We start from the raw sequence: 13,165 nt of genomic DNA on the forward strand, positions 1-13,165 counted from the left end.
ACTAATTAATTCATACTTAAATGATAAAAATATAACAAATAATAATTCAATAAAATTTTATTTATGAGAAAAATTGAATCGCTTATTAAACAATTCTACTCTTCCTCCAGTATCAACGATTCTCTGTTTTCCTGTATAAAAAGGATGACATTTAGAGCAAACTTCTAAATTAATATCTTTACCTAACGTATTAAAAAAATTTATTACATTTCCACATGTACAAGAAGCAGAATTACAAAAATATTTTGGATGGATGTTTTTTTTCATAAAATTCTCATTTATTTATAAATATATGAAATTAATATAATATATTAAAGATAAAAAATAAATATTTTTTTTTAAATTTTTATCATCTAAAATTCATCAGAAATTTAAAAAAAATAAAATTTTTTCACAAAAAAAGAAAAATAAAAATGACAACTATATTAAGTATACGCTCTAAAAAAAAAGTCGTACTTGGTGGAGATGGACAAGCTACTTTAGGTAATACAATTATGAAAAGTAACGTAAAAAAAATTCGAAACTTATATCATAATCAAGTAATAGCAGGATTCGCTGGAGGAACAGCAGATGCATTTACTCTATTTGAATTATTTGAAAAAAAACTTTTAATGTATCAAGGACAATTAAAAAGAGCGGCTATTGAACTCGCAAAAGATTGGAGAAGTGACAAAATTTTAAGAAAACTAGAAGCTTTATTAGCTGTAGTAAATAAAAAAAATTCTTTAATAATTACAGGAAATGGCGATGTAATTCAACCAGAAAATGATATCATTGCAATCGGTTCAGGAGGATGTTATGCACAAGCAGCAGCACGTGCTCTTCTTGATAATACTGATCTTGACGCTAAAAAAATAGTAAAAAAATCATTAAATATTGCAGCAAATATTTGTATATATACAAATCATACTTTTACAATTAAAGAATTATTGATATCAAAAAGTAAGGAATAAATATGTCTAATATGACTCCTCAAAAAATAGTTCAAGAACTCAATAAATTTATTATTGGACAAAAAAATGCAAAAAAAGCAGTAGCTATTGCTTTACGTAATAGATGGAGACGAATGCAATTAAATAATGAATTAAAAAACGAAGTTACTCCAAAAAATATTCTTATGATCGGGCCTACAGGAGTAGGAAAAACAGAAATTGCAAAAAGATTAGCAAAACTCTCTAATGCTCCTTTTATAAAAGTTGAAGCAACAAAATTTACAGAAGTAGGATATGTCGGTAAAGAAGTTGATTCTATCATACGAGAGTTAACAGACATTGCAATAAAAATGATAAAAAACCAAACAATTAATAAAAATAAAAAGAAAGTAAAAAAATTAGCAGAAGAAAGAATATTAGATGTATTAGTACCAGGTGCTCAAAAACATTTAAAAAAAGATACTACATCGTCAGAAGAACGCCCATTAAATACAATAAAAATTTTTAGAAAAAAATTAAAAGAAGGAAAATTAGATAATAAAGAAATAGAAATTAATGTTCTAGGATCTCCAATGGGTATAGAAATTATGGCTCCTCCTGGAATGGAAGAATTAACAAATCAATTACAATCTTTATTTCAAAATTTAAGCGGATCTAAAAAAAATATTCGTAAACTAAAAATAAAAGATGCAATGAAACTTTTAATAGAAGAAGAAGCTGCAAAATTAGTCAATCCTGAAGAATTAAAGAAAGAAGCAATAAATTCTGTTGAACAAAATGGAATAGTATTTATTGACGAAATAGATAAAATATGTAAAAGAAATAATACATCTGGACCAGATGTTTCTAGAGAAGGTGTACAAAGAGATTTACTTCCTTTAGTTGAAGGATGTACTGTATCTACAAAATATGGAACAGTAAAAACAGATCATATTCTATTCATTACCTCTGGAGCTTTTCAAATATCTTCACCATCAGATTTAATACCTGAATTACAAGGAAGATTACCTATTCGTGTAGAATTACATGCTTTAACAGTAAATGATTTTGAAAAAATTCTAACAGAACCAAAAGCATCGATCACAACACAATATAAAGCGTTAATGAATACTGAAAACGTAAAAATACACTTTACTAAAGAAGGGATCAGAGAAATTGCTGAAACGTCATGGAGAGTTAACGAAAGCATGGAAAATATTGGAGCAAGAAGATTATATACAGTCTTAGAGCAATTAATGGAAGAAATCTCTTTTAATGCAAGTGAAAATAGTGGAAAAAAAATTACTATTGATGCTAATTACGTAACAAAATATTTAAAAAAACTACAATCAAAAGATAATTTAAATAAATTTATATTATAATTTTTATAAAAATAAAAATTTTTTTTTAAAAATAAAATTTTTATAATAAAAAATTTATTTATTTAAAAAAATAAATCTTCATGTTAAATATTAATATATACAAATTATATATTAATATTTAAAAAATAAAATTAAAATTTTTTGATACATAAAAAAATAAAAAAATATTAAATTTTTTAATTTAAACATTAAAAAAAAAATATTTTTAAAGGATTTCTATGACTAAATGGGTAACAGCAAAAATAGAAAAAATAAAATACTGGAAAAAAAATTTACTAAATCTAGTTTTACAAGCATCTATAAAAAAATTTGTCGCAGGACAATTCGCAAAACTATTAATTAAAAATTCTCAAAACAACACCAAAATACAACGAGCATATTCATTCGTTAACCCACCCAGTTCAAAAAAAATAGAATTTTATATTACTTTAATTAAACATGGAAAAATGAGTCAACAATTTAAAAAAATAAATGAAAATACAAAAATATTGATTACACAAAAATCATTTGGATTTTTTACCCTTAAAGAAGTTCCATCATATAAAAACTTATGGATGTTTTCTACAGGAACTGCAATTGGACCATATTTCTCTATATTACAAGAAAAACAAGATATAAAAAGATTCTCACAATTAATTTTGATACACTCTGTAAGATATTTTTCTGATCTAAAATATTTAGATGTTATTAAAAAATTAAAAAAACACTATAAAAAAAAATTAATTGTTTTAATAACCATTAGTAGAGAAAAAAAAAATGGATTTTTATATGGAAGAATACCACATCTTATACTCAATGATACAATTGAAAAATATACTAACATTCACATGAACAACAAAAATTCTCATGTAATGCTCTGCGGAAATCCTAACATGGTCAAAGATATGTTTAATATACTACAAAAGAAAAAAAAAATGACAAAAAATCTACGTCAAAAACCAGGAAATATTACACGAGAAAATTATTGGTAAAAATATATTAAAAAAAAAGAAAAAAATAATTTTATACAAAAATTTTATATTGTATTCAAATCAAAAAAAATAAAAACAGAGTACAAAAAATATACCACATGTACTCTGATTATAATAAACAAAAATAAAAAAATAAATTCATTTAATAAATTCTTCAAATTATATTTATAAAAAACGGTACATTTCAATAAAAATCATCAATCTTTTAAAAAAAAATAATAAATAAAAAATTTTTATAAAATATCCGTTTTTCATTGTTAAAATTAAAAAATATTTTATTTAAAAGATATTTCATTTTTTAAAATAAAAATATTAATATATTAAAAATATTATTTTTTTATTTATTATTTTTTTTTATTTTACTTAGAAATATTTAATATATATAGTAATAATACTAAACAACAAATATATTTATATTCACAAAAAATAAAATTTAAAATTCATTGCTTAAAATTAATTACTTTTATATAAGTATATTAAAAAATTAAAGAATCTATTTTATATAAAAATGAATAAAATCTATAAAAATTTCAAAATATTTTTATTGAATATTAATAATAAATTAAAAATATGTAAATTAAATCTAAAAAATAAAAAAATAACATTTTTTACAATAAATTTTTTATCAGGAAAAAATAACTTTCGAAGAAAATACAATAGGAAAAAAGAACTAATTATAAAAGCCGTAAAAATTAAAAATTCAAAAAAAACAATTATATTAGATGCTACTGCAGGATTAGGAAAAGATTCTTTTATATTAGCTTCTTCTGGATATAAAATATTTATGATCGAAAAAAATAAAATAATTTATCAATTGCTCAAGAATGGTTTAAAAAGATTATATAAAAATATGGAAATAAACATGTGGATAAAAAAAAAAATGATTTTATTTCATGATGATAGTTTAAATTTTTTCAAACACACAAAAATTATTCCAGATGTAATATATTTAGATCCTATGTTTTTAAATAAAAAAAAAACATTACCCAAAAAAGACATGTCTATATTAAAAATATTAGTGTCTAAACAAAAAATAACAAAAAATTTATTAAAAAAATCAATAAAATTTACTAAGAAGAAAGTTGTAGTCAAAAGACCAATAAAAGCACCATATCTCGAAAATATAAAACCAACATACATAATTTATGGAACAAAATATAGATTTGATATATATCTTAAAAATTAAAAAAAATTTATTTTATATTAAAATTTAATCATCATGCAATCTTCTCATTAAAAATAAACAAATAATAAGTATAAAATTTAATATAAAAAAAACACCAGACCATCCCCAATAAAACCAAAAAAATCCACTAAAACTACCAAAAACACTAGAACCTAAATAATAAAAAAAAAAATATAAAGATGAAATTTCTAATCTATATTTCTTTGTCATATCACTAATCCAACTACTTGCTGTAGAATGAGCAATAAAAAAACCTGTTGTAAAAAAAATTAAACCTATAAGAATAATAAATAAAAAATTACTATAAGTTAATATCACTCCTAATATCATAATAAATAAAGCAAATTTTAAAACAAAAATTCTTCCATAATAATTAGATAAAAAACTTGCTTGCGGAGAACTATAAACACCTATTAAATATATTATAGATAATAAAGAAACATAAATTGGATGCAACAAGAAAGGTTTCATTATTAAACGATATCCAATGTAATTAAATAAAGCAACAAAACTACCCATAAAAAGAAAACCAACTAAAAATAATATTAAACAATTTTCCATTGTAAATGGTTTATAAAAACTATCTATTAAAATTTCATAATTTACCTCTTTTAAAAATTTAAAATTTTTTGATTTCGGAAGATAATATATAAATAAAATAGTACAAAATAAAGAAAAAAAACCTATAATTATAAAAACCCAATTCCATGATAAAACTCGAACTATTATATTACTAATTAATCTTCCTACAAGTCCACCAATTGTGTTACCACTAATATATAAACCAATACATAAAGATAAAATTTTAGGATCAAACTCTTCACTTAAATAAGTAATTGCAATAGAAGTCACTCCACTTAATGAAAATCCAACCAATCCTCTGATAATAATAATTTCTAACCAATTTTTTGAAAATGCACATAATATTGTAAAAAAAGATGCACAAAATAAAGATATAGACATAACATTTTTTCTGCCAAAAAAATTTGAAACTGGACCGATAAATAATATTCCAAAAGCCATAGACAGAGTAGAAACTGATAAAGAAAAACTACTTTCTAGAGGAGTTAAAAGAAAAATTCTAGAAAAAACAGGTAAAATTGGTTGTATAGAATATAAAATTGCAAACGTTGAAAAACCAGCTAAAAATAAAGAAATTATAGCTCGATAAAAATTTTTTGTATTTTTTTTTATATATTTTTTTTTTATATTTTTTTTTTTTATACACATCTTGAATATATTCTCCGAAATTTAATAAAAATTTTTATTGATTGAAAAAAAAAATATAAAAAGTTTATATAAAATTTTTAAAAAAACCTTTTAATAATATATAATTCCATCATATATCTTTTTTGCTGGACCAATCATATATAAACAATTTTTTTTCACATCAAACTTTACTAACATCTTTCCCCCTGCAAGATCAACTCTTACTTTATTTAACAATTTTTTTTGTCTAATTCCTATTGCAACAGCAGCACATGCACCACTACCACAAGATCTAGTCTCTCCAACTCCTCTTTCAAAAACGCGTAAAAAAATATGATTCTTATTTATTATTTGCATAAATCCAACGTTTACTTGATTAGGAAAAGATACATGACTTTCTAAATAAGATCCAATTTCATTTACTCTCGCTTTATTAATATCATCTACAATAACAACACAATGCGGGTTACCCAAAGACACGACTCCAAAAAAAATTATTTCTTTATTCATACTTAATGAATATATATCTTTTTCGAATAATTCTAAAAAAGGAATTTTTTTTGGATGAAATTCAGGAGAACCCATATTTACCAAAATATTATCTGAATTTATCACTTTTAATTTAATAATTCTATTTTTTGTACTTACTTTTATAATTTTGGAATTAAGAAGTTTTTGATCGAAAATAAATTTTGCAAAACAACGTGCTCCATTTCCGCATTGCTCTACTTCAGAGCCATTAGCATTAAAAATTCGATAATGAAAATTTGTATTTTTGAAAACTGGTTTTTCTACCAATAATAATTGATCAAAACCAATTCCTGTATATCTATTTGAAAAAAATTGAATTATTTTTTTTGTAAAAAAAAATTTTTGAGTTAAAGTATTTACTATCATAAAATCATTTTCTAAACCATGCATTTTTGTAAAAATTAACTTTCTTTTATTTTTTGTCATATTTTTATTAATAAATCCGCATAAAATAAATTTATAAAATTTATTGAAAAAATTAAAAATCGAGCGATGTATAAAATTTTTATCATAAAAATTTAACTTTAAAAAAATTATTTAAAATTCATTATTATAATGTATTTATCTAAGGATACAAAAAATAAAAAATGATTATTATAAAAAAAAAATTCCATCAATTAGTTGATAAAACAATAGAAAAAATAGAAAAATATCTAGACAATTATCAAGGAAAATTAGATATAGATTATGAAAAAAGTGGAAACACAACAAAAATTAATATTAAATCTAAAAATGAAATAATAATTACAAGACAGGAATTTTTACAACAAATTTGGATAGCTACTCAATATAAAGGATATTATTTTAAATATAAAAATAATAAATGGATATGTCAAAAAAAATATGAATTATTTGATTTTTTAAAAAAATTTTTTCTAAAAAAAACAAAAGAAAATATATTTGGAAAATAAAATTATCAACTAATTTGATATTTCGGCGAAAGAGGATTTGAACCTCTGACCTACTGGTCCCAAACCAGTTGCGCTACCAAGCTGCGCTATTCGCCGGTAAAAATTTTTTAATAATTCAGGTTATTATTTCAAAAATTTTTAATAAATCAAATAAAAAAACTTATGGGGTGACTAATGGGGTTCGAACCCATGACAACTGGAATCACAATCCAGGACTCTACCAACTGAGCTATAGCCACCATATATTTTAATTATTTAATATATTATATATTATCAAATATATCAATAAAAATTTAAAATTATATTCGTATTGCGTCTATCAGGAATTGAACCTGAGACCTCTATTTTCGGAAAATAGTGCTCTATCCAACTGAGCTACAGACGCAAATTATATGATCTGTATAAATATTTTAAAAAAAAAATTATTTTTATTTAAGCAACAAATGATTTATAAAATTTTTATGTTGAAAAATCATTCATATATTCTAATAAAAAAATATTTTTCCTAAACAAATCTCCTTATTAGAATAAAAATTTTTTTTAAAATACTTTAAAATTTTTACTTTAAAATACGTTCCAAAAATATTTTTAAGAGCGTTTCATCATATCAAAAAATTCATGATTTGTTTTAGTCATAGATAATTTATTTATTAAAAATTCCATTGCATCAATTTCAGACATAGGATGAATAATTTTACGTAAAATCCACATTTTTTGTAATTCATCGACAGAAGTTAATAATTCTTCTTTCCTTGTACCAGAACGATTATAATCAATTGCTGGAAAAACTCTTTTTTCTGCTATTTTCCTCGATAAAGGAAGCTCCATATTTCCAGTACCTTTAAATTCTTCATATATCACTTCATCCATTTTTGATCCAGTATCAATTAATGCAGTTGCAATAATTGTTAAACTTCCTCCTTCTTGAACATTCCTAGCAGCCCCGAAAAACCTTTTCGGTCTATGTAAAGCATTAGCATCTACACCTCCAGTCAAAACCTTACCAGAAGATGGAACAACAGTATTATATGCTCGCGCTAATCTTGTTATAGAATCTAATAATATTATAACATCTTTTTTATGTTCAACCAATCTCTTTGCTTTTTCAATAACCATTTCAGCAACTTGAACATGACGCGAAGAAGGTTCATCAAAGGTAGATGCAATAACTTCTCCTTTAACCAATTTCTGCATTTCAGTAACTTCTTCAGGCCTTTCATCAATCAATAATACCATTAAAACACAATCTGGATGATTATAAGCAATACTCTGTGCAATATTTTGTAAAAGCATAGTTTTTCCTGCTTTTGGAGGAGCTACTATTAAACCTCTTTGTCCTCTTCCAATAGGTGATGCCAAATCTAATACACGAGCTGTTAAATCTTCTTTTGAACCATTTCCTCTTTCCATGCGCAAACGAGAATTTGCATGCGAAGGTGTTAAATTTTCGAATAAAATTTTTCCTCGAGAATTTTCTGGTTGATCATAATTTACTTTATTCACTTTTAATAGAGCAAAATATCTTTCTCCTTCTTTTGGCGGTCTTATTTTTCCTGAAATAGTATCTCCGGTTCTTAAATTAAATCTTCTGATTTGGCTAGGAGAAACATATATATCATCAGGTCCTGCTAAATAAGAACTATCTGAAGATCTTAAAAATCCAAATCCATCTTGTAATATTTCTAGCACTCCATCTCCAAAAATATCTTCTCCACTTTTTGCATGTTGCTTTAAAATAGAAAAAATAATATCTTGTTTTCGCATACGAGCGAGATTTTCTAACCCCATATTTTCGCCAAGTCTAATTAATTTAGAAACTGATGTATTTTTAAGAGTAGTAAGATTCATAATGGTGGGTTTCTTAATAAAAATCGAGGTCGTGTATATTAAAAAAAAATACTGATTAAATTTTTAAACATTCTATATCCTTTACTATAAAAAAATAAAAAAAATATAGAATTTTTAAAAGATTTTATATGTAATATTTATTTAATATATTTGTTTAAAAAAATTTTTAAATCATTTTTAGAAATAGAACCAATATTTTTATCAATAATTTTATTTTTTTTAAACAATATTAATGTTGGTATACTTTGAATAGAATATTTTAAAGCAGAATTTGAATTTTCTTCAATATCCAATTTAACAATCTCTAATTTTTTATCATATTCATTTATAATTTCTTTTAAAACATAAGATAAATTTTTACATGGAGCACACCATGAAGCCCAAAAATCTACTAAAACATATTTTTTACAACTCAATAAATAATCTTTTAAAGATTCATCGGTAACAGATCTTATTAATTTCGCCATTTTATACTCACTATAAATTTTATTTATTAAAATTCAAGTATCTTTTTATAAATAAAAATTTATTTAAAAACTAAAAATTAATTTATAAAAAGTTTTATTTTTATTTTACTACAAATTTATGTAAAAAATTCTTTTCTAAAAAATAAAATAAATTCTAATAAAATTTACAAAATTATTTTTTGAATGGAAATAATTTATGTAAAGAGTAATCGTAAAAAATAATTTTTTATAATCTAAAATTTGTATAAAAAATTATAAAAAATATTTTTAAAACTGAACTTTAACATTAAGAATGTAAAGAAATTTTTTTCATCCCAGTCATATATTTTCTTAATTTCCGTCCTATTTTCTCAATAGAATGATTATAAATTTTTTCATCAATATTTTTTAATTCTATATTATCTACATCATTAGAAACTAATAAATTTCCTAAATCTCCATATTTTAAATTCAAAATAAAATTTTTTAATAAAGGAATCGCATTTTTAGAAAACAAATAATTTCCATATTCAGCAGTATCAGAAATCACAACATTCATTTCAAACAATTTTTTACGCGCAATAGTATTTGCAATTAATGGTAATTCATGCAATGATTCATAATAAGCAGATTCTTTTAAAATTCCAGATTCTACCATCACTTCAAAAGCTAATTCAATTCCTGCTTTTAAAAGTGCTACCATAAATACTCCATGTTGAAAATATTCTTCTTCAGATATTTTTTCTAAATATTTTGGAGAATTTTCAAACATTGAACATTTAGTATTTTTTCTCCATAATAGTAATTTTTTATCTCCATTATTCCAATCTTTGATCATATTCTCAGAAAATTTTCCTGAAAGAATATTATCCATGTGTTTTCTAAATAACGGTTTAAAAACTTTTTTTAAATTATTTGATAATTTATACGCTCGTATTTTAGATGGATTTGATAACCTATTCATCATTAAAGTAATTCCTCCATGCTTTAAAGATTCAGTCATTACTTCCCATCCATTTTGTATTAATTTTCCTGCATATCCAGGATTATGTCCTTCATTTACAAGATATTCATAACAAACAATAGATCCAGATTGTAATAAACCACATAATATTGTTTGCTCGCCCATTAAATCGGATTTCACTTCTGCAGAAAAAGAAGATCGTAAAACACCAGCTTTATGTGAACCAATTGAGAACGCCCATGCTTTAGCATAATCTATACCGTTTTTAAATGGATCATTTTTTTTATGAACTGCAATTAAGGTAGGAACACCAAATCCTCTTTTATATTCCTCTCGAACTTCAGTTCCAGGACATTTTGGAGCAACCATAATAACAGTAATATCGCTTCTAATCATAGCTCCCATTTCAACAATATTAAAACCGTGAGAATATCCTAATATAGAATTTTTTTTCATTAATGCCTGAAGTTTATGAATCACAAATTGATGTTGTTTATCAGGAGTTAAATTAATAACAAGATCTGCTTTAGGAATAAGCTTTTCATAAGTATTTACATAAAATTTATTATTAATCGCTCGTAACCAAGATTCATTTTTATTTAATATACTTTCTTTTCTTAATGCATAAGAAATATTTAATCCAGAATCACGCATATTTAAACCTTGATTTAACCCTTGCGCTCCGCATCCAATAATAACAATGTTCTTATCTTTTAATATTTTTAACTTCTGATTAAACTCTTCTTTTTTAATTATACAACATTCTCTTAATTCTTTAATTTTCTCACGAAAATTTAATTGATTAAAATAATTTAACATGTTTCATAACCTCTAAATATAATTCATTAAAAAAATATAAAAAAATAGTTCTATATTTTTTTGTTATCTAAAAATATCAAACTAAAAATCTTTTAACTTATTTTTATTTCTTATTGCTCCTTGATCAGCACTCATCGCAAAAAAAGAATAAAATTTTAAAGCACGAGAAATAATACGTTTTCTATAATACGGTGTAAAAGGAATTTTTCTTTTTCTTTCCAATTTTATACGATAATTCATTTCCTTTTTTGAGATAATTAAATTTATTTTTCTATTCGGAATATCAATATTTATTAAATCATTATTTTTAACTATCGCAATTAATCCTTCATTTGCAGCTTCAGGAGATATATGACCAATAGATAATCCAGAAGTTCCCCCAGAAAATCTCCCATCTGTAATCAGAGCACAATGTTGATCCAATCCTACTGATTTCAAATACGTTGTGGGATATAACATTTCTTGCATTCCTGGCCCTCCTTTCGGTCCTTCATATCGAATAACTACTACATCTCCTTTTTTAATTTTTTTATTTAATATTGCATAAGAAGCTTCTTCTTGTGATTCATAAACCTTAGCATAACCTTGAAAATTCTGAAGACTTGTAGGAACACCTGCTGTTTTTACAACACAACCATGAATTGCTAAATTTCCATATAAAATAGCTAATCCTCCATCTTTACTATACGCATAATCTATTGATCTAATACATCCTTTCTTTCTATCTATATCTAAATTTTTCCAATAAAAAGACTGTGAAAAAGCCTTTTTTGTTCTCACTCCCATTGGTCCAGCTAAATACATTTTCTTTATTTTTTTATTTTTTGTTGATAAAACATCATATTTCTTTAATGTCTGTAATAAAGTTAACCCAAGAATATTTCTTGTTTGAGGATGTATTAAATCTTTTTTATTTAACTCAGACATAATAGAAATTACTCCACCTGCTCTATGAACGTCTTCCATGTGATATTTTGATGTACTAGGAGAAACTTTACATAAATGAGGAATTTTTTTTGATAAATAATCTATATCTTTAATATTAAAATCAATTTTTCCTTCTCTAGCCGCAGCTAATAAATGAAGAACTGTATTAGTTGAACCTCCCATGGCAATATCTAATCCCATTGCGTTATAAAAAGATAATTTATTAGCAATATTTCGAGGTAAAAAATTTTGATCATTATTGTTATAAAATTTTTTTGTAATTTTAACAATTAATTTTGCTGCTTGAATAAATAAATCTTTTCGAGCCGTATGTGTGGCTAATAAAGTACCATTTCCAGGAACAGACAATCCAAGAGCTTCTACTAAACAATTCATAGAATTTGCAGTAAACATTCCTGAACACGAACCGCATGTAGGGCAAGCTGATTTTTCTATTTTATCAACTTCAAGATCTGAAAAATTAACATTTCCACCACTTGAAATTGCATCTACTAAATCCAATTTAAAACTTTGCAAAATAGAATTTTTTAAATCAAAATTTTTTCCTGCTTCCATGGGTCCACCTGAGATAAAAACTGTAGGAATATTTAATCTTAAACAACTCATTAACATACCTGGAGTAATTTTATCACAATTGGAAATACATATCATAGAATCTACACAATGTGCATTAATCATGTATTCAACTGAATCCGCAATTAATTCCCGAGAAGGTAAAGAATATAACATTCCTGAATGACCCATAGCAATACCATCATCGATTGCTATAGTATTAAATTCTTTTGGAACTCCACCAGATTGATATATTTCTCGAGAAATTATCTTTGATACCTCTCGTAAATGGATATGCCCTGGAACAAATTCTGTAAATGAATTTACAACTGCAATAATAGGTTTTTTAAAATCTTCATCTATCATTCCAGTAGCTCTCCATAAAGCTCTTGCTCCTGCCATATTCCTTCCTTGAGTAGTAGTTCTAGAACGATATTCTGGCATAATTTTAATTCCTTAAAAATTTAAGAAATTTTTATAAAAAAAA

The 13,165-nt window shown here is 23.8% G+C and carries 12 protein-coding genes and 3 tRNA genes; 5 read left to right on the plus strand and 10 right to left on the minus strand.

Annotated features, from left to right (window positions below; all coding sequences use genetic code 11):
• Positions 1 to 57: 57 nt before the first annotated feature.
• Positions 58 to 267 carry a 50S ribosomal protein L31 gene (gene rpmE, locus M3Y47_RS01590; protein ID WP_252839338.1) on the minus strand — a complete coding sequence of 70 codons (210 nt, stop codon included), beginning with the start codon at positions 265 to 267 and terminating at the stop codon, positions 58 to 60.
• A gap of 146 nt (positions 268 to 413) precedes the next feature.
• Between rpmE and hslV the strand changes: the two genes are divergently transcribed.
• From hslV to M3Y47_RS01610, 4 genes are all read left to right on the plus strand, one after another.
• Positions 414 to 953 (plus strand): ATP-dependent protease subunit HslV, encoded by a 540-nt coding sequence (hslV, locus tag M3Y47_RS01595; RefSeq protein ID WP_252839339.1) that lies wholly within the window; start codon positions 414 to 416, stop codon positions 951 to 953.
• A 2-nt stretch (positions 954 to 955) separates the two neighbouring features.
• The gene (hslU, locus tag M3Y47_RS01600) at positions 956 to 2,293 is read left to right on the plus strand and encodes an HslU--HslV peptidase ATPase subunit (RefSeq protein ID WP_252839340.1); all 1,338 of its coding nucleotides are present in this window, start codon (positions 956 to 958) and stop codon (positions 2,291 to 2,293) included.
• Positions 2,294 to 2,511: 218 nt separating this feature from the next.
• Positions 2,512 to 3,264, plus strand: coding sequence for an FAD-binding oxidoreductase (locus M3Y47_RS01605; RefSeq protein ID WP_252839341.1), 753 nt, complete (start codon positions 2,512 to 2,514; stop codon positions 3,262 to 3,264).
• A 508-nt stretch (positions 3,265 to 3,772) separates the two neighbouring features.
• Positions 3,773 to 4,450, plus strand: a complete 678-nt coding sequence (locus tag M3Y47_RS01610; RefSeq protein WP_252839342.1) for a class I SAM-dependent methyltransferase — start codon at positions 3,773 to 3,775, stop codon at positions 4,448 to 4,450.
• Positions 4,451 to 4,474: 24 nt separating this feature from the next.
• Here M3Y47_RS01610 and M3Y47_RS01615 read toward each other — a convergent pair whose 3' ends face one another.
• Together M3Y47_RS01615 and dapF are read right to left on the minus strand one after the other, a co-directional pair.
• Positions 4,475 to 5,680, minus strand: coding sequence for an MFS transporter (locus tag M3Y47_RS01615; RefSeq protein WP_252839343.1), 1,206 nt, complete (start codon positions 5,678 to 5,680; stop codon positions 4,475 to 4,477).
• Positions 5,681 to 5,770: 90 nt separating this feature from the next.
• A complete protein-coding gene (dapF, locus tag M3Y47_RS01620; protein WP_252839344.1) occupies positions 5,771 to 6,616 on the minus strand; it encodes a diaminopimelate epimerase in 846 nt (281 codons plus the stop codon).
• A gap of 161 nt (positions 6,617 to 6,777) precedes the next feature.
• Here dapF and cyaY point away from each other — a divergent pair, with 161 nt between their 5' ends.
• Positions 6,778 to 7,101: an iron donor protein CyaY gene (cyaY, locus tag M3Y47_RS01625; protein WP_252839345.1), complete on the plus strand. Its 324-nt coding sequence runs from the start codon at positions 6,778 to 6,780 to the stop codon at positions 7,099 to 7,101.
• 22 nt (positions 7,102 to 7,123) lie between these two features.
• Here the strand turns inward: cyaY and M3Y47_RS01630 are convergent.
• The 7 genes from M3Y47_RS01630 to ilvD all read right to left on the minus strand — a co-directional run bounded on the left by M3Y47_RS01630 (position 7,124) and on the right by ilvD (position 13,122).
• Positions 7,124 to 7,197: transfer RNA gene (locus tag M3Y47_RS01630), tRNA-Pro, on the minus strand.
• A gap of 67 nt (positions 7,198 to 7,264) precedes the next feature.
• A tRNA-His gene (locus tag M3Y47_RS01635) sits at positions 7,265 to 7,340 on the minus strand.
• A 72-nt stretch (positions 7,341 to 7,412) separates the two neighbouring features.
• Positions 7,413 to 7,486: transfer RNA gene (locus M3Y47_RS01640), tRNA-Arg, on the minus strand.
• Between the two features lie 203 nt (positions 7,487 to 7,689).
• Positions 7,690 to 8,949: a transcription termination factor Rho gene (rho, locus tag M3Y47_RS01645; RefSeq protein WP_252839346.1), complete on the minus strand. Its 1,260-nt coding sequence runs from the start codon at positions 8,947 to 8,949 to the stop codon at positions 7,690 to 7,692.
• 137 nt (positions 8,950 to 9,086) lie between these two features.
• Positions 9,087 to 9,416: a thioredoxin gene (gene trxA / locus M3Y47_RS01650; protein ID WP_252839347.1), complete on the minus strand. Its 330-nt coding sequence runs from the start codon at positions 9,414 to 9,416 to the stop codon at positions 9,087 to 9,089.
• A 286-nt stretch (positions 9,417 to 9,702) separates the two neighbouring features.
• The gene (gene ilvC / locus M3Y47_RS01655; protein ID WP_252839348.1) at positions 9,703 to 11,178 is read right to left on the minus strand and encodes a ketol-acid reductoisomerase; all 1,476 of its coding nucleotides are present in this window, start codon (positions 11,176 to 11,178) and stop codon (positions 9,703 to 9,705) included.
• Between the two features lie 81 nt (positions 11,179 to 11,259).
• Positions 11,260 to 13,122 carry a dihydroxy-acid dehydratase gene (gene ilvD / locus M3Y47_RS01660; RefSeq protein ID WP_252839349.1) on the minus strand — a complete coding sequence of 621 codons (1,863 nt, stop codon included), beginning with the start codon at positions 13,120 to 13,122 and terminating at the stop codon, positions 11,260 to 11,262.
• Positions 13,123 to 13,165 lie beyond the last annotated feature (43 nt).

The sequence above is a fragment of the Buchnera aphidicola (Sipha maydis) genome (assembly GCF_024029855.1).
Classification (GTDB): Bacteria; Pseudomonadota; Gammaproteobacteria; order Enterobacterales; family Enterobacteriaceae; genus Buchnera_J; species Buchnera_J aphidicola_BI.